We start from the raw sequence: 24,909 nt of genomic DNA, 5'->3' as shown, positions 1-24,909 counted from the left end.
CCAGCCCGAGGAGGCGACCTCTTTTGAGTTCGGGACCCGGAGCAGACTCCGCACCCGCACCGAAGCCCCACGACGACGACCACACGAGCGGCACGGCCCCGCAGGACGGACCCGCGGGCCAGGGGACGTTCTCCTCGCTCAGGATCCGCAACTACCGGCTGTTCTTCACCGGAGCGATCGTCTCCAACACGGGCACCTGGATGGCGCGGATCACCCAGGACTGGCTCGTCCTCAGCCTCACCGGCTCGGCCGCCGCCGTCGGCATCACCACGGCCCTGCAGTTCCTGCCGATGCTGCTCTTCGGCCTGTACGGCGGAGTGATCGCCGACCGCTGCCCCAAGCGCCTGCTGCTGCTCTTCAGCCAGGGCGCGCTCGGCCTGTGCGGGCTCACGCTCGCCGTGCTCACGCTCTCCGGCGAGGTCCGGGTGTGGCACGTCTACCTGGTCGCCTTCCTGCTCGGCATGGTCACGGTCGTCGACAACCCGACCCGCCAGTCCTTCGTCTCCGAGATGGTCGGACCGGGGCAACTGCGCAACGCCGTCAGCCTCAACTCCGCGAACTTCCAGTCCGCACGGCTGGTCGGGCCCGCGGTCGCGGGTGTGCTGATCACCGCCGTGGGCAGCGGCTGGGCCTTCCTGCTGAACGGCCTGTCGTTCCTCGCGCCGATCACCGGCCTGCTGCTGATGCGCCCGGCCGAACTGCACCGGACCGAACGGGTGCCGCGCGGCAAGGGGCAGTTGAGGGAGGGCCTGAAGTACGTCGCGGGCCGGCCCGAGCTGCTCTGGCCGATCGTGCTCGTCGGCTTCATCGGCACGTTCGCCTTCAACTTCCCGATCTGGCTGACGGCCTTCGCGGACAAGGTCTTCCACGCCGGTGCCGGTACGTACGGCCTGCTCAACACGCTGATGGCGGCCGGCTCCCTGGCCGGGGCCCTGCTCGCGGCCCGCCGCGGCTCCTCGCGGCTGCGGATGCTCCTCGGCGCGGCCGCGCTGCTCGGGGTGCTGGAGATCGCCGCCGCGGTCTCGCCGTCCTTCTGGCTCTTCGCGGCGCTGCTCGTCGCCATCGGCATGGTCGGCCTGACGGTGAACGTCACGGCGAACTCGTCGGTCCAGATGGCGACGGACCCGGCGATGCGAGGCCGGGTCATGAGCCTCTACATGATGGTCTTCGTCGGCGGTACGCCGCTGGGTGCCCCGATCGTCGGCTGGCTCACCGACCACTACGGCGTACGGGTGGGCATGGCCACGGCCGGCGCGGTCGCGGTGATCGCGGCGGTCGCGATCGGCCTGATCCTGGTCAGGGTCGGCGGCATGCGCCTGAAGCTGGACCTCCGCCGCGGTCATCGGCATGTACGGATGGTTCCGCGGGAGCGACTGACGGCGGCGGCCTAGCGGCGCCCGCGGGCGCCGCGCCCGGTGTGCCCGGGAGCCACGGGTCCGGGAGCCACGGGCCCGGTGCGGGCGCGCCGGTGGAGGGGCCGTCCATGTGCGGGGGCGCTGTGGTGCGGTCGTCCGTGTGCGGGGGCACCGGTCGTCCGGTCGTCCGGTCGTCCGGTCGTCCGGTCGTCCGGTCGTCCGTGTGTGGCGCACCGGTGGAGGGGCCGTCCGTGTGCGGGGGCACCGTGGTGCGGTCGCCCATGTGCGCAGGTGCCCCGGTGGGGCGCGTCGGTGGACCCGGCGCTGCGAGACTCGGCGCATGAGACTCTTCGCCGCAGTGGTACCGCCCGAAGAGGCGCTGCGGGAGCTCGGGCGGGCCGTGGACCGGCTGCACGGGCTGCCGGGGGCCGACGGACTGCGCTGGACCGGGAGGCCGGGATGGCACTTCACCCTCGCGTTCATGGGGGAGGTCGACGAGGCGCTGCTGCCCGAGCTCGATGAACGGCTCGGGCGGGCCGCTCGGCGCAGTGAGGAGTTCCGGCTGCGGCTGCACGGCGGCGGGCACTTCGGCCGGCGGACGCTGTGGGTGGGCGCGGCAGGCGGACTCGACGCGATGCGCATGCTCGCCGAACGCGCGGATGCGGCGGCGCGGCGGGCCGGCGTCGCCATGGAGGAGCACCGTCGCTACCACGCCCACCTGACCCTGGCACGCAGCCGAACCGACACGGACCTGCGCCCGTACGTCGACGCTCTAGCCCCCTTCGAGGGCCGGCCGTGGACCGTGTCCCGGCTGCTGCTGATCCGCAGCAATCTGCCCGGCGGGGGACGGCCGGGCGAGCGGCCGCGCTACGAGGAGGCCGGAGCCTGGCGGCTGGGCGCGGTGGGCTGAGTCCGTCGCGGTACGGGCGGGCCGGGCCGGAACTACGGCCGGGCGGGGACCACCGCACGCGCGGGACCACCGGCCGTGCGGAACCGCCTGGCGGGCTGAAGGGCGGGATGAGCCTGAGGGCGGGGCGGTCCGCCATCTCGCGGGGCGGGCTCGTGGGTGATCGCCGGCGCCCCCACGGGATGCCCCCGGCACCATGGGCCGGGAGCTGCCCGTTACGCTCGAAGGGTGGACCCGAAGACCCGTAACCGGATCATGGCCGGTGTGCTTGTGCTGATGTTCGCCGTCGTCGCGGTGGCGGCCGCGCTCGGGCGCTGAACTCCGCGGACCGCCGCCCCCGCGAGAAGGCGGCGGCCCTGCCCCGCCGAATCGCTATCCGATCACCAGGCGAAGGCCTCCGGCGACGGGCCCGGCCCCGGGAAGATCTCGTCCAGTGACGCGAGCAGCTCGTCCGGGAGATCCAGTTCCACCGCGCGCAGCGCCGAGTCCAACTGCTCTCGCGTGCGCGGGCCGACGATCGGGCCGGTGATGCCGGGCCGGGTCAGCAGCCACGCCAGGGCCACCTCTCCGGGCTCCAGGCCGTGCTTGTCCAGCAGGTCCTCGTACGCCTGGACCTGCTCGCGCACCTTCGTGTTCTCCAGGGCGCTCGCGCTGCGGCCGTCCCTGCGGCGTTTGCCCTCCGCCTCCTTCTTGAGCACCCCGCCGAGCAGTCCGCCGTGCAGCGGGGACCACGGGATGACGCCGAGGCCGTACTCCCGTGCGGCCGGAACCACCTCCATCTCGGCGCGGCGCTCGGCCAGGTTGTACAGGCACTGCTCGCTGACCAGGCCGACCATGTCCCTCCGTGCGGCCGTCTCGTTCGCCTGCGCGATCTTGTAGCCGGGGAAGTTGGAGGACCCGGCGTAAAGGATCTTGCCTTCCTTGATCAGTACGTCGATCGCCTGCCAGATCTCCTCGAACGGGGTCCGGCGGTCGATGTGGTGGAACTGGTAGAGGTCGATGTAGTCCGTCTGCAGACGCCTCAGCGAGGCCTCCACGGCGCGCTTGATGTTGAGCGCGGAGAGCCGGTCGTGGTTGGGCCAGGGCTTGCCGTCGCCGGCCATCCCGCCGTAGACCTTGGTGGCGAGGACGGTCTTGTCGCGGCGCTCACCGCTCTTGGCGAACCAGCTCCCGATGATCTCCTCGGTGCGGCCCTTGTTCTCGCCCCACCCGTAGACGTTGGCCGTGTCGACGAAGTTCAGACCCGCGTCGAGCGCCGCGTCCATGATGCCGTGGCTCGTGCTCTCGTCCGTCTGCGGACCGAAGTTCATCGTGCCGAGCACGATACGGCTGACCTTGAGTCCGGTACGTCCCAGCTGCGTGTACTCCATGGAAGTCAAGCGAACCCCTTCGAGCGCACTCCACGCAAGGCGCCCGGGACACGGCGGCCTGCGACAGGCCACCCGCCACGCTCCGGTCCCGCCTGGCCGCGTCGTTCCGGAGGGCCGCACGGCCGCAAGGGGGAGTGTCGGATCGGCGGGCTACGGTGAGCGCATGACGTACGCGGACAGCACGACCGAGCGCATCAGGCCACAGCGGTTCCACGAGACCGTGGGACTGGAGGACTGGCGCGTCGTGGGCGAGGGGGCGTGCGCGTACTTCCGTACCGGGTCGTTCGCGGCCGGCGCCCGGCTCGTGCAGGCGATCAGCGATATTCCGGGCGCCGGGGACGACCACCCGGACGTCGACGTGAGGCCGGAGGGCGTGATCGTACGGCTCATCACGGTCACGGACGACTACTACGGGCTGACCGAACGACACATCGAGCTGGCGCGGCGGATATCGGCGACGGCCCGCGCGCTGGACATATCGGCTGACCCGTCCGCCGTGCAGACCGTCCAGGTCACCGTCGACGCACTCAACGGCTCCGGCGTGGTGGGTTCTGGCGTGCCCTGCTCGGCTACCGGGACCGCGCGAACAGCGACGAGGACCTGATCGACCCGCACCGTCGCGGGGCACCGTTCTACTTCCAGCGGATGGACGCACCGCGCCCGCAGCGCAACCGGGTCCACGTCGACGTGTGGGTGCCGTACGACCAGGCCGAGGCCCGGATAGCCGCGGCACTCGAGGCCGGCGGACGCCTGGTGAACGACGCCGACGCGCCGTCGAACTGGGTGCTGGCCGACCCCGAGGGCAACGAGGCGTGTGTCGGCGTGGCCGGCCCGCCCGGGCCGGCCGCCCATCGCCCGTAACGTCCGGTCGCAGAGGACGGGAGGTCGGGAGCACGGGAGGTCGGGAGGTCGGGAAGACGTCTGTCGTCGTCGGCGGGACCGCGATCGTGCGGCCCTGCCCGGAAGGCGCCCCCGTCACCGCCGGCCGCCCGCACGCACCACCACGCACCGGACGGCGGACCGGACCGGCCTCACGGAGTCCTTCCGGCACTCCTGGTCCGCCGGGTCGGCCTGGTCCGCCTTGTCGGCCTGGTACTCCTAGGCGTTCGCGTACACCTTGGACACGAACTCCGCGATCTGGTCGTCCGAGAGGTTCTTGGCGAGGTCGGCCTCCGCGATCATGCCGACGAGCCGGTGCCCGTGCTCGACGTCGATCACCGGGAGCCGTTTGATCCGGTGCTCCTCCATCAGATGCAGCGCCTCCTCGGCGGGGGCGTTCGCATCGGTCCAGCGGAGCTCACCGGCCAGGGATCCGGCCTGGACCGTCGCCGGGTCTATGCCTTCCGCACAGCACCGGACGACGATGTCTCGGTCGGTGACCAGGCCCGTGAGCCTGTTGTTGTCGCCGCATATGGGGAGGGCCCCGACGTTCAGGTCGCGCATCATGCGCGCCGCTTCCCGTAGTGACTGGTGCGCACCAATGCAGTGCACTCCGCCGCTCATGATGTCCCGGGCGGTGAGCCTGCTGTCCCCGGTCATGATTGCCTTCCGTTCCTCAGGCTTCTTGCCGGCCCTTGGTCAGGGCTGCGGCGGCTTGTCCTGCCCCTGGCCGGGCTGGTCGCCGCCGAGCTGCTCCTTGAGCCGTTCCTGGCCGGTGTCGACGTGGCCGCTGTACTTGCCCTGGGTCCTGTCGTCGATCGCGTCCCCGCCTTTGTCGATGCCCTTCGAGGCCTGGTGCTCGTGGCCCTTCAGCATCTGCTTGAGCTTGTCCATCATGGACATGGGCAGTCCTCCTTGCCATATGCCCCCGTTCTCCAGGGTCGCCTTCTCCAGCGTGGTTCGCATCCGCGCGGCGGCAGCGGGAGATCCGGGGGCGGGGGCGGGACACCCGGCGCGGGGAACCCGCCGCCGTGCGGTCCGATCCGGGGGCGGACCGATCCGCCGTACGGTCCGATCCGGCATGCGGGATGCGCCGCCCCCGACGACCGTCATTGGGCGTCGGGGCGACGCCCGGTGACGGCGGGCCGACCGGGGCGGCCGGGGGGCGGCCGGGTGGCGTTTCGGTCGTCAGCGGCCGCCGGTTGTCAGTCCGCCGCCCGCTCGTACGGCTCGCCCATCCCCCAGGCCTGGTGCATCGCGTCGGCGAAGGCGGCCGCGAGTTTGTGCTCCCCGGAGGGGCCCGGGTGGGTGCCGTCGTAGGTGTCGGTGTGGATGTCGTACGCGTACGGCGCCGAGGCCAGCAGCAGCGGTGACGCGGCCGTGTCCAGGTCCGCGACCGTCTTGGCGAGCAGTTCGTTGAAGCGGTCGCACTCGGCGGCGAACGGGGCGTCCGCCAGGGCGCGGACGTTGGGGACGACCGGCAGCAGCACGGCCCGGACGTGCGGATTGGCCTCGCGGGCCGCGGTGATGAACCGCCTGGCGTTCGCGGCGGTCTGCGTGCTGTCCGTGTAGAAGCCGAGGTCTATCAGCCCCAGCGACACGAGGAGCACGTCGGCCCTCGTCGCGGTCACGGTCTCGCCGATCAGCGGCGCCATGTGCAGCCAGCCCTCGCCCCAGCCCGCCAGGTGGCGGCGGGCGTTCGCCGGGAAGTCCGGGCGGGCGTAGTCGGTGGAGACGGGCGCGTCGGCGGTGGTGTCGTACAGCTCGGCGCGGGGGCCGACGATCTTGTACGGGCCGCCGAAGGAGCGGTTCAGGTGCTGCCACATCCGGTAGCGCCAGGTGTAGTCGCCGGCGCGTCCGATGGTCATGGAGTCACCGACGAACATGAAACGCATGGGGGTAATGATGTCCGACCCCCGCCGGGCGTGGCCCCGGCCGGTCACGTGACGATGGACACTTGGGGGCATGCGTTCGTTGCGTACGACTCGGGCGGCCGCCGTCGCCGCCGTGGTGGTCCTGGGGGCCGCCGTGCCCGCCGCCGCCGACGACAGCGGCGGTTTCACCATCAGGGATCCGCGGATCACGGAGTCGAGCGGGCTCGCGGCCAGCCGTGCCCACCCCGGTGTGTACTGGACGCACAACGACCAGGACGAGCCGCGGGTCTTCGCGGTCGACTCCAGGACCGGCGAGACCGTCGCCACCGTCACGCTGAAGGGCGTCGGAAGGCCGCGGGACATGGAGGCGATCTCGGTCGGACCCGACGGCGACGTCTACGTCGGCGACATCGGCGACAACCTGAACGGGAGCTGGGAGCACGTCTGGATCTACCGCTTCCCCGAGCCGCGGACGCTGCGGGACGTCACCGTCCACGCCACCCAGTACACGGTCCGGTACGCGGACGGCCCCCGTAACGCCGAGGCGATGATGGTGCATCCGAAGACCGGCCGCGTCTACATCGCCAGCAAGAACGAGGACGGCGGAGGGCTCTACGAAGGCCCGGTCCGGCTGGTGACCGGCGGGACGAACGTCTTCCGGCGGATCGGCGAGGTGCCGTGGGTGACGGACGGCGCCTTCTCCCCCGACGGCACGGAACTGGTGCTGCGCTCCTACTTCAGCGCCCGCGCCTATGCCTGGCGCGACGGGCGGCTGGGTGACGACCGCCATGTCGGCGCGCCGCTGCAGGGCCAGGCCGAGTCGGTGACCTTCACTCCGGACGGCAGGTCGCTGATGTTCGGCACGGAGGGGGAGCGGAGTGAGGTGGTGCGCCGGGACGCCGGACGCGACGACGGCACGGGCCCGGACGCGGCGTCGCCCTCGAGCTCCGGGGGTGCGGACCCGTCCGCGCGGGGCGCGGGCGACGACGACCAGGGACTCGCCGTGCCGGCGGGCGCCGTCGTCGCCGCCGTACTGGCGTTCCTGGTGCTCAGGTCCCGGCGGCGCCGCGGCTGAGTGGCCCGCCCGGGTCGGGTGGCACGTCCGTACCGGGCCGAGACTCCCGTATCGGGCCGGGCGGCACTCCCGGCCGCCGCGGACGTGCGCCCCGCGAGGGACGTGCGCCCCGCGAGGGACGTGCGCCCCGCGAGGGACGTGCGCGCTCGGCGGCGGAGGCGCATCCGATGTCCGGACGCACATCGGCCCGGCCCGCCGGCCGCCGGCGGGGTGCGTCTGCGGAGGGTGGGCCCGCGAGGGGGCGCGGGCCCACCCGGTCGCCGTGGCGCAGCTGCGCCCAGGAGGCCCGGCGGCGCGACAGGCCGCAGGCCGGCCGGCCTGCGCCGGGCGGTACCCGTGACGCCGGCCGCCCGGCGCCGGCCACGCGGCGCCCGACGCTCGCGCCGCGGTGGTGCGCCGACGTCCGACGTTCACGTAACGCCGGACTCTGCGGCTACGCCGGGCGCACCGTCTACGCCGGGCACTCCTTCCAGGCGAGCCGGTAGATGGTGTTGATCTCACCGTCGGTGGAGTCCATCGTCATGAAGCTGGTCTTCGACGGGTCGGACGTCCCCGCGCTCACCCGGAGTTCGGTGTTGATGTTGAAGTTCCGCTTCACGCCGCAGGGGGCCCAGACCAGTTGCCCCCACTCGGTCGTGTCGGTGGCCTGCCAGTTGTCGTCGTACGGGCCGTTGTAGGGGTGCTCCCTGGCGGCCGTGTCGGGAGAGCCCTGGAAGTAGTAGGAGGCCTTCTGCATGGCCGTGGCGCCGCGCTGCAGACTGGCGTAGCCGCGGTAGTCCGCGCTGGCGACGGCGTAGGTGAAGCCCTGCGGGACGTGCACGATCAGGTTCAGCTGGCAGTTCTTGCGGAAGTCGATGGGCGAGGCCCCTCCGCCGACCCGGGCGAGGTACTCGCTGTAGGTGACGGTGAACGCGGTGTTGTCCGGGGAGACCGCCACCGCCGCGGTCCCGGGCTTGCAGCCCGAGCCGTTCACCGTGGCGATCTCGATGACGATCTTGTCGGGTGGTGCGACGATGGCCGCGTTGGCGCTGCCGGCGTTCCCGGCGACGAGCGTGGAGGCGAGGACCGCGGTGAGGGCGGCGCTTGCGCGTAAGGCACGGGGCATGATGCGCACTCCTGTGGTCGGAGGAGAGTCGGTCGGTGGCCTTGCGGGACGTGAACCGTGGGGGGTCCAGCCGATCCCGTGTCCACACCCGACAGCACGCGACTGTTGAGGCGTGAACATGTCAATCTCATCGACGCTTGGATCCTAGGGGCCAACCCACCCGCCGAGTAGGGCGGTTATCGGCCGTACCTCCATGCCTGCTGCACGCATCCTCCACACATCGAGCACCTTGTGCGCATCCGGTGTGCGGCGGTGTCGGCTGAACACGGCGGCGTACCGCGCCCGCGTAACGGCCGGGCCCGGCGGACGCACACGGCCGCCGGGCGCCGGTCAGGGCCGGCGTCGGCAAGCGGGGATCCTGCGGGCGGCGGACGATGTCTGAGCAGCCACTGGCCGCTGAGTGGTCTCCGCGAGTCTTCCGCTTCCAGGTCGCTCATGAGTTGCGCCTCAGAATTTGCATCCTTGCGGCATTCTCACCGGGGCGGGCTCCGCGTGGCCGCCGTTCCGCAGTCCCTGGACTCTGATTCCTTCAACCCCTGATGGGGGGATGTGCGGAGCGTGAACCGCTCCATGGAGATTCTCAAGATCTGGTCGTCGGCTGTGCAATAGAGAACGAAGGAGCGGCCGCTCTTTCCTAGGAACGTAAGTCCTCGTGTCGGGATCGTGACGGGACTCTCTGCAACAGACGAGATTTCTGTGACCGGCTGCGCTCGAACGTCGAAGAACACGAGCCCTAGTCGCAGGCCTGAGACGGGTTGGCCTGCCGCGCCACGCCTGCCGGCCGCCTCCATGAAGTGCTCGCCGACAAGTCCGGCACAGATGAAGATTGCGAAGATCGCAGCCAGTGCGGTGAGGTAGGCAGGGGCCGGCAGTTGACCGATCTTGCAGTCCCTCCCGTGTTTTCGCTTAATGATCTGCTGCCATGCCCAAAGGATCAGGGAGACGCCGATGGTCAGCGCGACGGCAACCGTGATAACGAAGCCCCATGAATGCGCCAAAGTGTCCGAATAGGAAAGTGCGACATCCGCCGAAGTAATGCCGAATTCCCTGTAGAACTCGTCATACATTACTGCGAGGAGGCCGAAGAAGCACAGGCCCGCGATTGCGCCGATGGCAGACCAATGGCGCACGGCTGCCCATGCGCCCAGGGAGCTGTCCGACGAATGGCGTCCGTGTTTGGGGCCACCTCCCTGCGCGGAATCATGGCTGTCTGTCATGCCTGCGGCGCTACCCGCAGGCGGCCTCGTCTTCCCGCTTCGGTCTGCCTGGTCACCCGCGTGGCTGAGCAGCCATGCCCCGGCTTGGTCCGCCCAAACGAATCTCTGAGGCGGACCATCCACCACGCGGCCGCGGCACGGGCACGTCGCCGGTGCGTGGCGCACCTCCGCGGTCGGGGCGCGGCGCGCCTTCGCCGTCGAGCCCCCTGGTCACCTCCGCGCCGGCGCGACGCGCCGCACGTCCGCCACCGCGGCACCCCGTACGCCCGCCACGTGGCACCGCGTACGCCCGCCACGTGGCACCGCGTACCGCCGCCGCGCGGCCGGCCGCGCGGCGGTGCTCACGACGCTCGGTTCACAGCTTCTCGATCACGTAGTCCACACAGGCCGTCAGCGCCTGCACGTCGGCCGGGTCGACCGCCGGGAACATCGCGATCCGCAGCTGGTTGCGGCCCAGCTTGCGGTACGGCTCGGTGTCCACGATCCCGTTGGCCCGCAGCACCTTCGCGACCGCCGCGGCGTCGATGTCGTCCGAGAAGTCGATCGTGCCGATGACCTGAGAGCGCTGCGCCGGGTCCGCGACGAACGGCGTGGCGTACTTCGACTCCTCCGCCCAGCCGTACAGGTTGCCCGCGGACGCCGCGGTACGCCGGACCGCCCAGTCCAGCCCGCCCTGGCCGTTGAACCACTTCAGCTGCTGGTCGAGCAGGAACAGGGTCGCCAGCGCCGGGGTGTTGTACGTCTGGTTCTTCAGCGAGTTGTCGATCGCCGTCGGCAGGCTGAAGAACTCCGGCACATGCCGGCCGGAGCCGTGGACACGGGCGGCGCGCTCCAGCGCGGCGGGCGAGAACACCCCGATCCACAGGCCGCCGTCCGAGGCGAACGACTTCTGCGGCGCGAAGTAGTAGACGTCGGTCTCGGCGATGTCGACCGGAAGGCCGCCGGCGCCGGAGGTGGCGTCCACGAGGACGAGCGCGCCCTCGTCGGCACCTTCGACGCGCTTGATCGGGGCGGCGACACCGGTGGAGGTCTCGTTGTGGGTGAACGCGTACACGTCGACACCCGCCTCGGCCCGCGGCTGCGGGTGCGTGCCGGGGTCGGAGGAGATCACGGTCGGCTCGGCCAGCCACGGCGCCAGCTTCGCCGCCTTGGCGAACTTGGACGAGAACTCGCCGAAGGACAGGTGCTGCGACTTGTCGTCGATGAGCCCGTGGGTCGCGATGTCCCAGAACGCGGTCGAGCCGCCGTTGCCCAGGATCACCTCGTAGCCCTCGGGGAGGGAGAACAGCTCGCGGATGCCCTGGCGCACCGAACCGACCAGGTTCTTGACCGGGGCCTGGCGGTGGGAGGTGCCGAGCAGGGACGCACCGGTGGCGGCCAGGGCGTCAAGCGCCTCCGTGCGCACCTTGGAGGGTCCGGCGCCGAAACGACCGTCGCCGGGCTTGATGTCAGCGGGAATCTGGATATCGGCCACGAGCCGGAGCCTAGTCGTTTCCACCAGGTCACCGGGCCCGATGTCCGGCGGATGAGACAAGCGGTCACTGAACGGGACGGATTTCGGTGTCACCTCGGCGTCACCCGATCGAGCGTGGGGCACGCTGGGCCCATGGCTGATCGCACGGTGGCGGATCGCAGGGAGCTGGAACGGGCGCTGCGGGCGGAGGTCCGCGGCGAGGTGGACTTCTCGCCGGGGGCGCGTGCCCTGACGACGATGGACGCCTCCAACTACCGCCGGGTGCCGGACGGCGTGGTCGCGCCGCACGACGCCGCGGACGTGGCGGCGGCGCTCGCCGTCTGCCGCGCCCACGGGGTCCCGGTGGTGCCCCGGGGAGCCGGCACGTCGATCGCCGGGCAGGCGACGGGAACCGGCGTCGTGCTGGACTTCACCCGCCGTATGCGGTCCGTGGTCTCCGTCGACCCGGCGGCCCGTACGGCGGTGGTCCAGCCCGGCGCGGTACTGGACCGGCTGCGGGACGAGGCGGGCCGGTACGGGCTGACCTTCGGGCCCGACCCGTCCACGCACAGCCGCTGCACGCTCGGCGGCATGATCGGCAACAACTCGTGCGGCTCCCACTCGGTGGCGTGGGGGACGACCGCGGACAACGTCCACGAGCTGTCCGTGGTGACGTACGGGGGAGAGGCGCTGCGGCTGGGGAAGGGCTGGGGGCCGCCCGGCACCGGCGCGGCCCCGGGTGGAGCACCCGGTGCCGCCCCCGGCGAAGGCCCCGGGCTCACCGCCGCTCCGATCGGCACCGGCGCGGCCCCCGGTGGAGCCAGCGGGCCCACCGCCGTTCCGAACGGCCTGCGCGAGCTCGTGGCGGACCATCTGGCGCTGCTGCGCACCGGGTTCCCCGGCGGGCTGCCGCGCCGGATCTCCGGCTACGCGCTGGACGCGCTGCTGCCCGAGAACGGCACCGACGTCGCCCGCGCCTTCTGCGGCAGCGAGGGCACCCTGGCGGTGCTGACCGAGGCGACCGTACGGCTGGTGGAGTCGCCGCCCGCGCGGGCGCTGGCCCTGCTCGGGTACGCGGACGAGAGCGCGGCCGCCGAGGCCGCCGCCGGACTGCTGCCGTACCGGCCGCTCACGGTCGAGGGCATGGCGGACGATCTCGTCCCGGACGCCGCGGGCCGGGGGCTGCCGAGGGGCGGCGCGTGGCTGTTCGTCGAGACGGGCGGGGCGACGGCCGCCGAGGCGCGGGCCCGCGCGGAGGAGATCGTGCGGGGAGCCGACGCCCTCGACGGGACCGTCGTCACCGACCCGGCGGGCCGGCGCGCGCTGTGGCGGGTCCGGGAGGACGCCGCCGGCACCGCGACCCGGATCCCGGACGGTGGGGGCACTCCCCCCGGCCACGCCGGGCGCGCGCCCACCCGGGCCGCAGGCTCGGGGGGAGAGGCCTGGCCCGGCTGGGAGGACTGCGCGGTGCCCCCGGCCCGGCTGGGCGCCTACCTGCGGGACTTCCGCGCGCTGCTCGCCCAGCACGGGCTGCGCGGGACTCCGTACGGGCACTTCGGCGACGGCTGCATCCACGTCCGTATCGACTTCGACCTGCTGAGCGGGGAGGGAGTGCGGCGCTTCCGCGCGTTCTCCGAGGACGTGGCCGGACTGGTCGTGGCGCACGGCGGTTCGCTGTCGGGCGAGCACGGCGACGGACTGGCGCGCGCGGAGCTGCTGCCGAGGATGTACGGGGACGAACTGGTGGCGCTGTTCGCCCGGTTCAAGGACCTGTGGGACCCCGCCGGCGGGCTCAACCCCGGCGTACTGGCCCGGCCCGCGCGCCTCGACGAGAACCTGCGCTTCGCGGTCCTGCCGAAGCGGCCGGTGGACGTGGCCTTCGGGTACCCGCACGACGGCGGGGACTTCTCGGCCGCCGTGCGGCGGTGCGTCGGCGTCGCCAAGTGCCGGGTGGACGGGCCCGCGCCGGGGCCGGAGGTGATGTGCCCGTCGTACCGCGCGACCGGCGAGGAGCGCCACTCCACCCGCGGCCGCGCCCGGCTGCTGCACGAGATGCTCGCGGGCGAGGTGGTCACCGGCGGCTGGCGCTCCCGGGAGGTGCACGAGGCCCTCGACCTGTGCCTGTCCTGCAAGGGCTGCCGCAGCGACTGCCCGGTCGGCGTCGACATGGCCACCTACAAGGCGGAGTTCCTGCACCACCACTACGCGGGACGGCCGCGGCCCGCGGCGCACTACACCATGGGGTGGCTGCCGCGCTGGCTGCGCGTGGCCGCGCCGTTCGCCGGGGCGCTGAACGCGGCCGCGCGGGTGGGGCCCCTCGCGTCGCTCGCGAAACGGCTCGCCGGCATCGCCCCCGAGCGCCGGATCCCCCGGCTGGCCACGCGGACCTTCACCGCCTGGTGGCGGCGCAACGGCAGCCCCGGCGCACCGCTCGTGCTGTGGCCCGACACCTTCACGGAGCACCTCTCCCCGTCGGTCGGCCGCGCCGCCGTCCGGGTCCTGGAGTCGGCGGGCCTGGGCGTCTCGCTGCCCCCGGGCCGGGTCTGCTGCGGTCTGACGTACGTCTCCACCGGCCAGCTGGACCGCGCCCGCGCCGTGATGCGCCGCACCCTGGACGTGATGGAACCCGTCCTGGAGCGCGGTTCTCCCGTCGTCGTACTCGAACCGAGCTGCGCGGCGGCGCTGCGCACCGACCTCCCGGAACTCCTGTCCGGCGACCCGCGGGCACGCCGGCTGGCGGATTCCGTGACCACCTTCGCCGCCGCCCTGGAGGAGCACGCCCCCGGGTGGCGCCCGCCCCGGCTGGACCGCCCGGTCGCCGGGCAGACCCACTGCCACCAGCACGCGGTCCTGGGCGACGCCGCGGAGCGCCGGCTGCGCCAACGGGCCGGGCTCACCGGTGAGCTGAGCGGCGGCTGCTGCGGCCTCGCGGGCAACTTCGGCTTCGAGCGCGGCCACTACGAGGTGTCGGTGGCCTGCGCCGAGGACCGGCTGCTGCCCTCGGTACGCGCCGCGGCCCCCGGCACCGTCCTCCTGGCCGACGGCTTCTCCTGCCGCACCCAACTGGACCAGCTCGCGGGCCGGCGGGGACGGCACCTGGCGGAGGTGCTGGCGGAGGCACTGGCGCAGGGGCCGGCGGAGGGACCGGCGGAGGGACCGGCGGGGGAGGCCCAGGAGGGGAGGGACGGCGGCGGCGCGGGGCCCGCCGACGGAGCGTGAAGGCGTCCGCGCGGACGCCGGGCGTGTCCTGGCCGCCGTACGTATCGTTGTACCGCGCGGCTGCCCGCCACCCGCGGCGGCCGGGGAGGAGCGCCATGATGACCGTCGTGGAGACCGACAGGATCGAGATGGCTGAGAGCGACAACGAGCGCACGCTGGACGAGATGTTCGAGGCGCTCGAGCGGATGCCCGTCCCCGAGGGGTACAAGGTCGAGATCGTCGAGGGGACCGTATTCATGTCGCCGCAGCGGGACGCGCATTGGGACATCATCGCGGACATCTACGACCAGTTGCGCGCGCAGCACCCCAGGAAAAGGATCAAGTCGGACGTTCGCATCGACTACCCCGGCCACTTGAACGGGTTCGCCACCGACCTGACCCTTCTCAGGGGGGACGCCGAGAAGAACGCCAAAGGGCTGTGGTGCCATGAGGACGTGGTCTTCGTGGTCGAAGTCGTCTCGAGGAGCACCGGCGCCAACGACTACGGCCCCAAGAAGCGGGCCTACGCGACCGCCGAGGTGCCGGTCTACCTGATCGCCGACCCCTACGTCGGCCGTTGCCACGTGTACACCCAGCCCAAGGGAGGCGACTACCTCGTCGAGACGACCGTCGCCTTCGGCGCGGACGTCGACCTCACCGGTACGCCCGTCGCTCTCACCCTCGCGACCGGCGAGTTCCCCCGCGGCTGAGGCGGAGAGCCTGTAGCCGGCGCACGGACGCCGTGCCCGGTCCCAGGCTGCCGTGTACGACTCGTCCCGCCGTCGAGCTCGCCGGGGCCGGGGCGGGGACGTCAGCCGTGGCTCACCGGGGTCGGGCTTCGTCGAAGAGGCGCTCCAGAACCCGGGCCACACCGTCCTCCTCGTTGGACGCGGTTCGCCCCGGGATCGCGGCGAGTACCGAGGGGTGCGCGTTGCCCATCGCGTAGCCGCTGCCCGCCCAGCGCAGGATCGCCAGGTCGTTCGGCATGTCGCCGAACGCCACCACCTCCCGCGCGGTGATGCCCCGTTCCGCGCAGAGCGCGGACAGCGCGGCGGCCTTGGTGACGCCCCGCGCGCTGATCTCCAGCAGGCCGCGCCCGCCCGAGTGGGTGAACTGCGCCTCCCCGCCCACCGCCTCCTCCGCCAGTGCGACGAGTACGTCCGCGTCGAACCGGTGGGAGTGGGCGAGCAGTTTGACGATGGGGACGTCCAGCAGCCAGAGGTCGCCCAGCGATGCCACGGGGGACTCCGCGGCGAGGCCGCCGCTGAAGCGCAGCAGGTACGTCGGTTCGTACAGCACCTTCAGGCCCGTCTCCACGGCGAACCCCAGCCCCGGCGCGGCTTCGGCGAGGACGGTCGCCACCCTGCGGGCGGTGGCCGGCACCAGGGCCCGGGACCGGACGACCGTACGCGCCCCCACGTCGTACACCTGGGCGCCGTTGCTGCACACCGCCGTGCCGGCGAGTCCGGTCGCCGCGGCCAGGGCGTCCACGTAGCGCGGCGGCCGGGCGGTGACGAAGACGATGTCGGCCCCGCCCTCGACGGCCGTCCGCAGGGCGCGCAGGGTGCGTTCCGACACGGTGCCGTCGCGGCGCAGCAGCGTGCCGTCCAGATCGGTCGCGATCAGCCGGGGGCAGGGGCGGGGGCGAGGACGGGGGTGCCGCATCGGCCCATGCTAGAGCCGAGTCAGGCCATATCGGACCGGGTCGGGAAAGGGTGGGCCGCGTCGGTCGATGCCAGGCCGCATCGGGCCATGTTGGATCATATAAGGCCATGTCGAGCTGCGTCGGGGCGCGTTCGGCTCGGCGGTTCCGGTTCTCGGCAACGGGGGCGCGCCCGGGGGGAGTCCGTCCGGAGGCCGGGGGCGGTGAGTTCCCCGGCCCGGGGGCCGTCGGCGGTCCTGCTCGCCTCGCCGTGCCGCTTGTCTCAGCCCTCGGCGCCCAGTTCGCGCGCCAGCGCCACCAGTGCTCCGACTTCCGGGTGCGGTGCGCCGGCGCGCCAGGCGAGGAACACCGGGACCGGGGGCGCGTCGGTGAGCGGGCGGTAGGTGACTCCCGGGTGGGGGTGCATCTGAGCCGTCGACGCCGCGGAGGCTCCGGCGCCGCGGCCCGCGGCGATCGCCGTCAGCCAGTCGTCGGTGTTGCCGACGGTCAGCGTGGTCACCGGCCTCGACCCGGCGGGCCAGAGGTCGAGCGTCGTCAGCCCGGAGACGGTGTTGAGGACGACCGGGACGGCGGCGAGATCGGCGAGCGTCAGCGACGCGCGGCCGGCGAGCGGCCCGTCGGAGGTGACCGCGGCGACCCGGGGTTCGGTGAACAGCAGCGCCGTCACCAGGCCGGGGGTGTCGACCGTGCCGCGCAGTACGGCCGCGTCCACCTCGCCGCGCGCCAGGCCCGCCGTGCGGTCGTCGATGCGGAGGAGTTCCAGCGGGGTGTCCGGGTGTTCCTGCTGCCAGCGCCGCAGCAGGGGCGTGGTGAACGCGCCGAGGGCGGACCAGGCGTGCCCGAGGCGCAGGGGCCGGTGGTGCAGCCGTGCGGGGTCGAGGGCGTCGTCGAACGCGGCCACCGCCGCGGCGGCCTTCTCGCGGAACGCCCGGCCTTCGGCGGTGAGGTGCAGGTGGTGGGTGGAACGGTCGACGAGCCGCACGCCGAGGTGGCGTTCCAGCGCGGCGAGCGTGCGGGAGACGGCCGGCTGGGTGAGGTGCAGCGCGGTGGCGGCGCGGGTCAGGCTCCGCTCCTCCGCGATGGCGAGGAAGCAGCGGAGGTGACGCAGCTCGATGCTCATGCGTGCGGAGCATAACCGCAGCCCAATAAGCATTTCACGGGCGGCGCGGGGTTCCGTAGCGTGAAGGGGAACGCGGTGGACCGGGTGCACCCAGTACACTATTTTGAATCGTGGGTTCATTCGAGTGGACGAAGGTGGATCGGTGAGCAGGCTCCGTGACGCAGATGCGACCCCAGGCGACGGCGGCTGCGAGGGCGCGGAGCGGGTGGCCGCCGCCACGGTCGCCCTCCCGGAGGCCGCCGGTGAACTGAGGCCCGGCGCGCGGCGCGGACGCGGCTCGCTCGGACCGGTCGCGCTCGTCGTCGCCGGCGGGCTCTCCGTGCAGTTCGGCGCCGCCGTGGCCGTGCTGCTGATGCCCCGCGCGGGAGCGCTCGGCGTCGTCACGCTCCGGCTGGTGCTCGCCGCCGTCGTACTCCTGCTGGTCTGCCGGCCCCGGCTCCGCGGCCACTCCCGCGACAGCTGGGGGACGGTCGTCGCCTTCGGCGCGGCGATGGCCGGGATGAACATGCTCTTCTACCAGGCCGTCGACCGTATTCCGCTGGGCGCGGCGGTGACCCTCGAGGTGCTCGGCCCGCTGGCGCTCTCCGTGATCGTCTCCCGGCGGCTGGTCAACCTCGTCTGGGCGGGCCTCGCGCTCGGCGGCGTCGTTCTCCTCAGCGGCGGGGGCTTCGACCGGCTCGATCCGGTCGGCGCCGCGTTCGCCCTCGGGGCCGGCGCGATGTGGGCGGCGTACATCGTCTTCAGCGCCCGCACCGGCCGGCGCTTTCCGCAGGCCGACGGGCTGGCCCTGGCGATGGCGGTCGGCGCCGTCCTCAGTCTGCCGTTCGGTATAGCCGAGGCGGGCGGCAAGCTGCTCGTCCCGTCCACCATCGGGCTGGGCCTCCTGGTCGCGCTGATGTCGTCCGTGCTGCCGTACACGCTGGAGCTCCTCGCCCTGCGGCGGCTGCCCGCGCCCACCTTCGCGGTGCTGATGAGCCTGGAACCGGCCATCGCCGCGACCGCCGGGTTCCTGGTGCTGCACCAGGCGCTGGCGGCGGCCGACGCGCTGGCGATCGCCCTGGTCGTCGCGGCGAGCATGGGCGCGGTGCGCACCCAGGCGGGGGCGGGCGGCCGTACGGCGTGAGGACGGGCCGAGACCGCCCCGGGACCGCCCGGGACCGCCCGGGACCGCCCGGGACCGCCCGGGACCGCCCGGGACCGCCCGGGACCGCCCGGGAAAGTAAAGCAAGCACGCTTGCTTGTTTCATCGTCCGCTGCCATGCTCCGGGGCACCACGCCGTGTCCCGGAGGGAGCGCCCCGTGTCCGACCCCGCGGCCGTCATCGACGACCTGCGCGCAGAGAGCGACGAACTCGACCGGCTCGTGGCCGGGTTGAGCGACGAGCAGTGGGCAACGGCGACCCCCGCTGCCGGCTGGACCGTCGCCCATCAGATCGCCCACCTCGCCTGGACCGACGAGGTCGCGCTGCTCGCCGCCACCAGCCCGGGCGCCTTCGCCCGCGAGGTCGAGAAGGCGATCGCCGAGCCGGACACCTTCGTCGACCGGGCCGCCGAGGCCGGTCTCCGGCAGCCGCCCGCCGCACTGCTCGCCCACTGGCGCACCGGCCGCGAACGGCTCCGCCGGACCCTGCAAGACGCGCCCCCCGGCGCCCGCTTCCCCTGGTACGGGCCGCCGATGAGCGCCAGGTCGATGGCCACCGCCCGGCTGATGGAGACCTGGGCGCACGGCCAGGACGTCGCCGACGCGCTCGGTGTCGTACGGGAGCCGACCGCCCGGCTGCGGCACGTCGCGCACATCGGCGTACGGGCCCGTGACTACGCCTACCTCGTGCGCGGGCTCGAGGCGCCGAAGGAGGAGTTCCGGGTGGAGCTGACCGGGCCCGGCGGGGAGCTGTGGACCTGGGGGCCCGAGAGCCCCGCCGGTGAGCCCCGTACCGAGGGTGGCGGGAGCGTGACCGGCCCCGCGCTGGACTTCTGCCTGCTGGTGACCCAGCGCGCGCACCGGGACGATCTCGCGGTCCGCGCGGAGGGCGCCGACGCCGACCGCTGGCTGGACATCGCCCAGGCCTTCGCCGGCCCCGCGGGCACCGGCCGCGCCCCCAAGGGGGCCTGACCGATGCCCGCCGCGGAACCCGCGCCGCTGCGGATCGGGAACGCCTCCGGCTTCTACGGCGACCGCTTCGACGCCGTGCGCGAGATGCTCACCGGCGGCGAACTGGACGTCCTCACCGGGGACTACCTGGCCGAACTGACCATGCTCATCCTCGGCCGGGACCGGATGAAGGACCCGCGCCTGGGCTACGCCAGGACCTTTCTGCGCCAACTGGAGGAGGGCCTGGGCCTGGCGCACGAGCGCGGGGTGCGGATCGTCGCCAACGCCGGCGGGCTCAACCCGTCCGGCCTCGCCGACGCCGTGCGCGAACTCGCCGCCCGGGTCGGGGTCCCCGTGCGCGTCGCCCATGTCGAGGGCGACGACCTCACCGACCGCTTCCCCGGCGCGCTGGCCGCCAACGCCTACCTCGGCGGCGGCGGGATCGCCGCCTGCCTCGCGGACGGCGCCGACGTCGTCGTCACCGGCCGGGTCACCGACGCCGCGCTCGTCACCGGGCCCGCCCAGTGGCACTTCGGCTGGGGGCCCGAGGACCACGACGCCCTCGCCGGAGCCGTCGTCGCCGGCCATGTCCTGGAGTGCGGCACCCAGGCGACGGGCGGCAACTACAGCTTCTTCGCCGACGGGCGCTACGCGGGCCGGGACCTGCGCCGCCCCGGGTTCCCTCTCGCCGAACTCCGCGCCGACGGCAGCAGTGTCATCACCAAGCACCCCGGCACCGGCGGCTTCGTGGACACCGGGACGGTCACCGCCCAGCTGCTGTACGAGACGGGCGGGGCGCGCTACGCGGGACCCGACGTCACCGCCCGCCTCGACTCCGTACGGCTCACCCAGGACGGCCCGGACCGGGTCCGGATCACGGGCGTGCGCGGCGAGGCGCCGCCCCCGGACCTCAAGACCGGCCTCAACCGCCTCGGCGGCTGGCGCAACGAGGTCGTGTTCGTGCTGACCGGGCTCGACATCGAGGCCAAGGCGAGGCTCGCGCGCGAGCAGATCGAGGACGCGTTCGCCCGCGCCGGGTCCCGCCCCGCGGAGGTCCGCTGGGAACTGGCCCGCACCGACCGGCCGGACGCCGCCACCGAGGAGACCGCGAGCGCGCTGCTGCGGCTGGTCGTGCGCGACCACGACGCGGAGGCCGTCGGCCGGGTCGTCAGCGGCGCGGCCGTCGAGACCGCCCTCGGCGGCTACCCCGGCTTCCATGTGACCGCCCCGCCGGGGAAGGGCGCGCCGTACGGGGTGTTCGAGGCCGCGTACGTGGACGCGAGGTCCGTCGCGCACACCGCCGTGCTCGACGACGGCCGCCGGCTGCCGGTCCCGGCCGCCCCGCGCTCCCGCGCCCTGGAGCCCGTGCCGGAACCGCCGCTGCCCGAGCCGCTGCCGGCCGGCGGAAGGACCCGCCGCGCGCCCCTCGGCCTGGTCGCCGGCGCCCGGAGCGGTGACAAGGGCGGCGACGCGAACATCGGGGTGTGGGTCCGCGGTGACCGGGAGTGGCGCTGGCTGGCGCACGAGCTGACCGTGGAGCGCCTGCGTGAACTCCTGCCGGAGACGGCGGAGCTGACCGTCGTACGCCATGTACTGCCGAACCTGCGGGCGCTGAACTTCACCGTCGTGGGCCTGCTCGGCGAGGGCGTCGCCGCCCGGACCCGCTTCGATCCGCAGGCGAAGGGCCTGGGGGAGTGGCTGCGGGCCCGGCACACGGACATCCCGGAGAGCCTGCTGTGACGTGGCCCCGACTGCATACGGCACTCCGTAACCCCCTGCACCGCACTCCGCACCCCGCACTGCGCAACCCCCTGCACCGCACTCCGCACCCCGCACCGGAGGTGACCCCGTGACCGTCCTCGCCAGCGCGCTCGACAGTGCGTCCGCCGACCACGCCGCCCACCGGGAGGCCATGCTCGCCCGGCTCGACGCGCTCGAGGCCGAGCACGCCAAGGCGCTCGCCGGCGGCGGCGAGAAGTACACCGCACGCCACCGCGGACGGGGCAAACTCCTGGCCCGGGAGCGGATCGAGCTGCTCCTCGATCCCGACACCCCGTTCCTGGAACTGTCACCGCTCGCCGCCTGGGGCAGCGACCACCCCGTCGGCGCCTCCGTGGTCACCGGGATCGGCACGGTCGAGGGCGTCGAGTGCCTGGTCACCGCCAACGACCCCACCGTGCGCGGCGGAGCGAGCAACCCCTGGACGCTGAAGAAGATCCTCCGCGCCAACGAGATCGCGTTCGCCAACCGGCTGCCGCTGATCAGCCTCGTCGAGTCCGGCGGCGCGGACCTCCCCTCCCAGAAGGAGATCTTCATTCCGGGCGGGGCGCTCTTCCGCGACCTCACCCGGCTGTCCGCCGCCGGGATCCCCACGATCGCGGTCGTCTTCGGCAACTCCACCGCCGGCGGGGCGTACGTCCCCGGCATGTCCGACCACACCGTCATGATCAAGGAGCGGTCGAAGGTCTTCCTCGGCGGGCCGCCGCTGGTGAAGATGGCCACCGGCGAGGAGAGCGACGACGAGTCCCTCGGCGGCGCCGAGATGCACGCCCGTACGTCCGGACTGGCCGACCACTACGCCCTGGACGAGTACGACGCCCTCCGGCACGCCCGCCGGATCGTGGCGCGTCTCAACCACCGCAAGGCGCACCCCGCCCATGCCGCCGCGGCCGAACCTCCCCGGTACGACGAGGAGGAGCTGCTCGGCATCGTCCCCGAGGACCTGAAGACCCCGTTCGACCCCCGCGAGGTCATCGCCCGGATCGTCGACGGCTCCGACTTCGACGAGTTCAAGCCGCTGTACGGGCCGAGCCTGGTCACCGGCTGGGCGCGGCTCCACGGGCACCCGCTGGGCATCCTCGCCAACGCGCAGGGCGTGCTGTTCAGCGCCGAGTCGCAGAAGGCCGCCCAGTTCATCCAGCTTGCCAACCAGCGCGACATCCCGCTGCTCTTCCTGCACAACACCACCGGCTACATGGTCGGCCGGGAGTACGAGCAGGGCGGCATCATCAAGCACGGCGCCATGATGATCAACGCGGTCGCCAACTCGAAGGTCCCGCATCTGTCGGTGCTGATGGGCGCCTCGTACGGTGCCGGGCACTACGGCATGTGCGGCCGGGCGTACGACCCGCGCTTCCTGTTCGCCTGGCCCAGTGCCAAGTCCGCGGTGATGGGCCCGCAGCAGCTCGCCGGGGTGCTGTCGATCGTCGCCCGCGCCTCGGCCGCCGCGAAGGGGCGGCCGTACGACGAGGAGGCCGACGCGGGACTGCGCGCGATGGTCGAGCAGCAGATCGAGACCGAGTCGCTGCCGATGTTCCTGTCCGGGCGGCTGTACGACGACGGCGTCATCGACCCGCGCGACACCCGCACGGTCCTCGGCCTGTGCCTGTCCGCCATCCACACGGCCCCGGTCGAAGGCGCGCGCGGCGGCTTCGGCGTCTTCAGGATGTGAGGCCCCGATGATCGAAACCCTGCTCGTCGCCAACCGCGGTGAGATCGCCTGCCGGGTGTTCCGCACCTGCCGGGAGCTCGGCATCGCGACGGTCGCCGTCTACGCCGACCCGGACGAGGGCGCCCTGCACACCCGGGAGGCCGACGCCGCGGTGCGGCTGCCGGGGGCCGCGCCCGCCGCCACCTATCTGCGCGGCGACCTGATCGTGAAGGCGGCGCTCGCGGCCGGCGCGGACGCCGTCCACCCCGGCTACGGATTCCTGTCCGAGAACGCCGACTTCGCCCGCGAGGTCGTCGACGCGGGCCTGACCTGGATCGGGCCGCCCCCGGACGCCATCGAGGCGATGGCGTCCAAGACCCGGGCCAAGGAGCTGATGGGGATCGCGCCGCTCGACGCGGGCACGGTCACCGAGGGCGATCTGCCCCTGCTGGTGAAGGCGGCGGCGGGCGGCGGCGGTCGCGGGATGCGCGTCGTCCGCGAACTGGACGCGCTGAAGGACGAGCTGGCCGCCGCCCGGGCCGAGGCCCTGAGCGCCTTCGGGGACGGCGAGGTCTTCGTCGAGCCGTACGTCGAGGGCGGCCGCCATGTGGAGGTGCAGATCCTCGCGGACGCCCACGGCACGGTGTGGGCCCTCGGCACCCGGGACTGCTCGCTGCAGCGCCGCCACCAGAAGGTCGTCGAGGAGGCGCCCGCCCCGGGGCTGGGCGAGGAACTGACCGCCCGCCTGGAGGAGATGGCGGTCCGGGCCGCCCGGGCGACCGGCTATCGGGGCGCGGGCACGGTGGAGTTCCTCGTGGTCGGCGCCCGGGCGCACTTCCTGGAGATGAACACCCGGCTCCAGGTGGAGCACCCCGTCACCGAGGCGGTGTTCGGTGTCGACCTGGTGGCCCTGCAGATCCGGGTCGCCGAGGGTGCCGCCCTGCCGCCCGCTCCGCCCGCGCAGCGCGGTCACGCCGTGGAGGCCCGGCTGTACGCCGAGGACCCGTCGCGCTCCTGGTCCCCGCAGACGGGCACGCTCCACGCACTGTCCTTCCCGGCGGGCGGCGGCCCGGGCCCGACGCGGGGTGACGGGGCCTCCGGTAGCCCGTCCGGTCCGGGCTCGACGCGGGGTGACGGGGCCTCGGGTAGCCCGTGCGGTCCGGGCTGTACGCCGGGCGGCGGAACCGCCGGTAGCCCGTCCGGTCCGGGCCCGGTGCCGGGTGACGGGGCCTCCGGCACCCCGTCCGCGCGGGCGTGGACGCGGGTCGACGCCGGCTACGGCGACGGCGACCGGATCGGGGTGCACTACGACGCGATGATTGCCAAGGTCGTCGTCTGGGCGCCCACCCGGCGGGAGGCCGTGCGGCGGCTCGCCGGCGACCTGGCGCGGGCCCGGATCCACGGTCCGGTGACCAACCGGGAACTGCTCGTACGGTCCCTGCGGCACCCCGAGTTCGCCGAGGTCCGGATGGACACCGGGTTCTACGACCGGCATCTGCCCGCACTGACCGGGGCGGCGGACGGCGAGGAACTCGCCGCGCTCGCCGCGGCCCTGGCGGACGCCGCCGCCCGGCGGGCCGGCGGCGATGCGGCCGGCACCACCGCCCGCCTCGGCGGCTGGCGCAACCTCTCCTCGCAGCCGCAGGTCAAGCGCTACCGGGGCCGGGACACCGAGCACGAGGTCCGCTACCGCTTCACCCGCGACGGCGTGCGGGCCGAGGACTTCCCCGGAGTGCGGGTCCGCCGTGCCGCCCCGGACGCCGTGCGGATCGAAACCGACGGCGTGGAGAAGGAGTTCCGGATCGCCGTGTACGGGGACGACCGGGTCCACGTCGACACCCCCACCTCGGCCCACACCCTCACCCGGCTGCCCCGCTTCCCCGACCCCACCGCCCAGCGCGAGCCCGGTTCCCTGCTCGCCCCCATGCCCGGCACGGTCGTCCGGGTCGCCGAGGGCATCGCCCCCGGCGCCGCGGTCACCGCCGGCCAGCCGCTCGTCTGGCTGGAGGCGATGAAGATGGAGCACCGCATCACCGCTCCGGCCTCCGGCACCCTCACCGCGCTCCACGCCGCCCCCGGCCGCCAGGTCGAGGTCGGTGCCCTTCTCGCCGTCGTTCAAGCCGCTGCACAGGAGGAGCACCCGTCATGAGCACCCGCAAGAGCACGAGCACA

21 protein-coding genes are annotated in these 24,909 nt (G+C 73.4%); 12 read left to right on the top strand and 9 right to left on the bottom strand.

Annotated elements, in window-relative coordinates; translation table 11 throughout:
* The first annotated feature begins 23 nt into the window (after positions 1–23).
* Together DDW44_RS13555 and thpR are read left to right on the top strand one after the other, a co-directional pair.
* Positions 24–1,391: an MFS transporter gene (locus DDW44_RS13555; RefSeq protein ID WP_108906605.1), complete on the top strand. Its 1,368-nt coding sequence runs from the start codon at positions 24–26 to the stop codon at positions 1,389–1,391.
* A gap of 304 nt (positions 1,392–1,695) precedes the next feature.
* Positions 1,696–2,265 carry an RNA 2',3'-cyclic phosphodiesterase gene (gene thpR / locus DDW44_RS13550; RefSeq protein WP_108906604.1) on the top strand — a complete coding sequence of 190 codons (570 nt, stop codon included), beginning with the start codon at positions 1,696–1,698 and terminating at the stop codon, positions 2,263–2,265.
* Between the two features lie 377 nt (positions 2,266–2,642).
* Here the strand turns inward: thpR and DDW44_RS13545 are convergent, their stop codons facing one another.
* The gene (locus DDW44_RS13545; protein WP_108906603.1) at positions 2,643–3,632 is read right to left on the bottom strand and encodes an aldo/keto reductase; all 990 of its coding nucleotides are present in this window, start codon (positions 3,630–3,632) and stop codon (positions 2,643–2,645) included.
* 163 nt (positions 3,633–3,795) lie between these two features.
* On the opposite strand from DDW44_RS13545, the gene DDW44_RS32725 reads away from it, so the two are divergent.
* Both DDW44_RS32725 and DDW44_RS32720 read left to right on the top strand, forming a co-directional pair.
* Positions 3,796–4,236 carry a 4a-hydroxytetrahydrobiopterin dehydratase gene (locus tag DDW44_RS32725; protein ID WP_244224025.1) on the top strand — a complete coding sequence of 147 codons (441 nt, stop codon included), beginning with the start codon at positions 3,796–3,798 and terminating at the stop codon, positions 4,234–4,236.
* Positions 4,194–4,493 (top strand): VOC family protein, encoded by a 300-nt coding sequence (locus tag DDW44_RS32720; RefSeq protein ID WP_341867089.1) that lies wholly within the window; start codon positions 4,194–4,196, stop codon positions 4,491–4,493. The genes DDW44_RS32725 and DDW44_RS32720 overlap by 43 nt, the downstream gene beginning before the upstream one ends.
* Before the next feature lie 237 nt (positions 4,494–4,730).
* On the opposite strand, the gene DDW44_RS13535 is transcribed toward DDW44_RS32720, so the two are convergent.
* The 3 genes from DDW44_RS13535 to DDW44_RS13525 all read right to left on the bottom strand — a co-directional run bounded on the left by DDW44_RS13535 (position 4,731) and on the right by DDW44_RS13525 (position 6,406).
* A complete protein-coding gene (locus DDW44_RS13535) occupies positions 4,731–5,171 on the bottom strand; it encodes a CBS domain-containing protein (RefSeq protein WP_108906602.1) in 441 nt (146 codons plus the stop codon).
* Positions 5,172–5,210: 39 nt separating this feature from the next.
* Positions 5,211–5,414: an antitoxin gene (locus DDW44_RS13530; protein ID WP_017946066.1), complete on the bottom strand. Its 204-nt coding sequence runs from the start codon at positions 5,412–5,414 to the stop codon at positions 5,211–5,213.
* Positions 5,415–5,716: 302 nt separating this feature from the next.
* Positions 5,717–6,406, bottom strand: coding sequence for a GDSL-type esterase/lipase family protein (locus DDW44_RS13525; RefSeq protein WP_108906601.1), 690 nt, complete (start codon positions 6,404–6,406; stop codon positions 5,717–5,719).
* Positions 6,407–6,476: 70 nt separating this feature from the next.
* Here DDW44_RS13525 and DDW44_RS13520 point away from each other — a divergent pair, with 70 nt between their 5' ends.
* A complete protein-coding gene (locus DDW44_RS13520; RefSeq protein ID WP_108906600.1) occupies positions 6,477–7,460 on the top strand; it encodes an SdiA-regulated/phytase-like domain-containing protein in 984 nt (327 codons plus the stop codon).
* 451 nt (positions 7,461–7,911) lie between these two features.
* On the opposite strand, the gene DDW44_RS13515 is transcribed toward DDW44_RS13520, so the two are convergent.
* The 3 genes from DDW44_RS13515 to serC form a co-directional block, all read right to left on the bottom strand.
* A complete protein-coding gene (locus DDW44_RS13515; RefSeq protein WP_018889570.1) occupies positions 7,912–8,565 on the bottom strand; it encodes a DUF4360 domain-containing protein in 654 nt (217 codons plus the stop codon).
* A 473-nt stretch (positions 8,566–9,038) separates the two neighbouring features.
* Positions 9,039–9,782, bottom strand: a complete 744-nt coding sequence (locus DDW44_RS13510) for a hypothetical protein (protein WP_240800600.1) — start codon at positions 9,780–9,782, stop codon at positions 9,039–9,041.
* Positions 9,783–10,137: 355 nt separating this feature from the next.
* The gene (serC, locus tag DDW44_RS13505; RefSeq protein WP_017946074.1) at positions 10,138–11,256 is read right to left on the bottom strand and encodes a phosphoserine transaminase; all 1,119 of its coding nucleotides are present in this window, start codon (positions 11,254–11,256) and stop codon (positions 10,138–10,140) included.
* A 132-nt stretch (positions 11,257–11,388) separates the two neighbouring features.
* Here serC and DDW44_RS13500 point away from each other — a divergent pair, with 132 nt between their 5' ends.
* Positions 11,389–14,454 carry an FAD-binding and (Fe-S)-binding domain-containing protein gene (locus DDW44_RS13500; protein WP_108906599.1) on the top strand — a complete coding sequence of 1,022 codons (3,066 nt, stop codon included), beginning with the start codon at positions 11,389–11,391 and terminating at the stop codon, positions 14,452–14,454.
* A 95-nt stretch (positions 14,455–14,549) separates the two neighbouring features.
* Positions 14,550–15,143, top strand: coding sequence for a Uma2 family endonuclease (locus DDW44_RS13495; RefSeq protein ID WP_108906598.1), 594 nt, complete (start codon positions 14,550–14,552; stop codon positions 15,141–15,143).
* A 112-nt stretch (positions 15,144–15,255) separates the two neighbouring features.
* On the opposite strand, the gene DDW44_RS13490 is transcribed toward DDW44_RS13495, so the two are convergent.
* The gene (locus DDW44_RS13490) at positions 15,256–16,098 is read right to left on the bottom strand and encodes an HAD hydrolase family protein (protein ID WP_108906597.1); all 843 of its coding nucleotides are present in this window, start codon (positions 16,096–16,098) and stop codon (positions 15,256–15,258) included.
* A 260-nt stretch (positions 16,099–16,358) separates the two neighbouring features.
* Complete coding sequence (locus DDW44_RS13485; protein WP_108906596.1) at positions 16,359–17,216, bottom strand: LysR family transcriptional regulator; 858 nt, start codon at positions 17,214–17,216, stop codon at positions 16,359–16,361.
* Positions 17,217–17,421: 205 nt separating this feature from the next.
* Here DDW44_RS13485 and DDW44_RS13480 point away from each other — a divergent pair, with 205 nt between their 5' ends.
* The 5 genes from DDW44_RS13480 to DDW44_RS13460 all read left to right on the top strand — a co-directional run bounded on the left by DDW44_RS13480 (position 17,422) and on the right by DDW44_RS13460 (position 24,886).
* Positions 17,422–18,339 (top strand): EamA family transporter, encoded by a 918-nt coding sequence (locus DDW44_RS13480; protein ID WP_018889582.1) that lies wholly within the window; start codon positions 17,422–17,424, stop codon positions 18,337–18,339.
* A gap of 176 nt (positions 18,340–18,515) precedes the next feature.
* Positions 18,516–19,328, top strand: a complete 813-nt coding sequence (locus tag DDW44_RS13475) for a TIGR03084 family metal-binding protein (protein ID WP_108906595.1) — start codon at positions 18,516–18,518, stop codon at positions 19,326–19,328.
* A gap of 3 nt (positions 19,329–19,331) precedes the next feature.
* Positions 19,332–21,047, top strand: a complete 1,716-nt coding sequence (locus DDW44_RS13470) for an acyclic terpene utilization AtuA family protein (protein WP_108906594.1) — start codon at positions 19,332–19,334, stop codon at positions 21,045–21,047.
* Between the two features lie 109 nt (positions 21,048–21,156).
* Positions 21,157–22,758 carry an acyl-CoA carboxylase subunit beta gene (locus tag DDW44_RS13465; protein WP_108906593.1) on the top strand — a complete coding sequence of 534 codons (1,602 nt, stop codon included), beginning with the start codon at positions 21,157–21,159 and terminating at the stop codon, positions 22,756–22,758.
* Between the two features lie 7 nt (positions 22,759–22,765).
* On the top strand, positions 22,766–24,886 hold the full coding sequence (locus DDW44_RS13460) for an ATP-binding protein (RefSeq protein WP_108906592.1): 2,121 nt from the start codon (positions 22,766–22,768) through the stop codon (positions 24,884–24,886).
* Positions 24,887–24,909 lie beyond the last annotated feature (23 nt).

Origin of the sequence: Streptomyces tirandamycinicus, assembly GCF_003097515.1 — a bacterium.
GTDB lineage: Bacteria > Actinomycetota > Actinomycetes > Streptomycetales > Streptomycetaceae > Streptomyces > Streptomyces tirandamycinicus.
The sequence above is the reverse complement of the archived record's forward strand: the minus strand, read 5'-3'. Positions and strand labels throughout refer to the sequence as shown.

Excerpts from the sequence above, each read along its gene's own strand:
- thpR (WP_108906604.1), top strand. The coding sequence starts at position 1,696 with ATGAGACTCTTCGCCGCAGTGGTACCGCCCGAAGAGGCGCTGCGGGAG.
- DDW44_RS13545 (WP_108906603.1), bottom strand. The coding sequence starts at position 3,632 with ATGGAGTACACGCAGCTGGGACGTACCGGACTCAAGGTCAGCCGTATC.
- DDW44_RS32725 (WP_244224025.1), top strand. The coding sequence starts at position 3,796 with ATGACGTACGCGGACAGCACGACCGAGCGCATCAGGCCACAGCGGTTC.
- DDW44_RS13535 (WP_108906602.1), bottom strand. The coding sequence starts at position 5,171 with ATGACCGGGGACAGCAGGCTCACCGCCCGGGACATCATGAGCGGCGGA.
- DDW44_RS13530 (WP_017946066.1), bottom strand. The coding sequence starts at position 5,414 with ATGTCCATGATGGACAAGCTCAAGCAGATGCTGAAGGGCCACGAGCAC.
- DDW44_RS13525 (WP_108906601.1), bottom strand. The coding sequence starts at position 6,406 with ATGCGTTTCATGTTCGTCGGTGACTCCATGACCATCGGACGCGCCGGC.
- DDW44_RS13520 (WP_108906600.1), top strand. The coding sequence starts at position 6,477 with ATGCGTTCGTTGCGTACGACTCGGGCGGCCGCCGTCGCCGCCGTGGTG.
- DDW44_RS13515 (WP_018889570.1), bottom strand. The coding sequence starts at position 8,565 with ATGCCCCGTGCCTTACGCGCAAGCGCCGCCCTCACCGCGGTCCTCGCC.
- DDW44_RS13510 (WP_240800600.1), bottom strand. The coding sequence starts at position 9,782 with ATGACAGACAGCCATGATTCCGCGCAGGGAGGTGGCCCCAAACACGGA.
- DDW44_RS13500 (WP_108906599.1), top strand. The coding sequence starts at position 11,389 with ATGGCTGATCGCACGGTGGCGGATCGCAGGGAGCTGGAACGGGCGCTG.
- DDW44_RS13495 (WP_108906598.1), top strand. The coding sequence starts at position 14,550 with ATGATGACCGTCGTGGAGACCGACAGGATCGAGATGGCTGAGAGCGAC.
- DDW44_RS13490 (WP_108906597.1), bottom strand. The coding sequence starts at position 16,098 with ATGCGGCACCCCCGTCCTCGCCCCCGCCCCTGCCCCCGGCTGATCGCG.
- DDW44_RS13485 (WP_108906596.1), bottom strand. The coding sequence starts at position 17,216 with ATGAGCATCGAGCTGCGTCACCTCCGCTGCTTCCTCGCCATCGCGGAG.
- DDW44_RS13470 (WP_108906594.1), top strand. The coding sequence starts at position 19,332 with ATGCCCGCCGCGGAACCCGCGCCGCTGCGGATCGGGAACGCCTCCGGC.
- DDW44_RS13460 (WP_108906592.1), top strand. The coding sequence starts at position 22,766 with ATGATCGAAACCCTGCTCGTCGCCAACCGCGGTGAGATCGCCTGCCGG.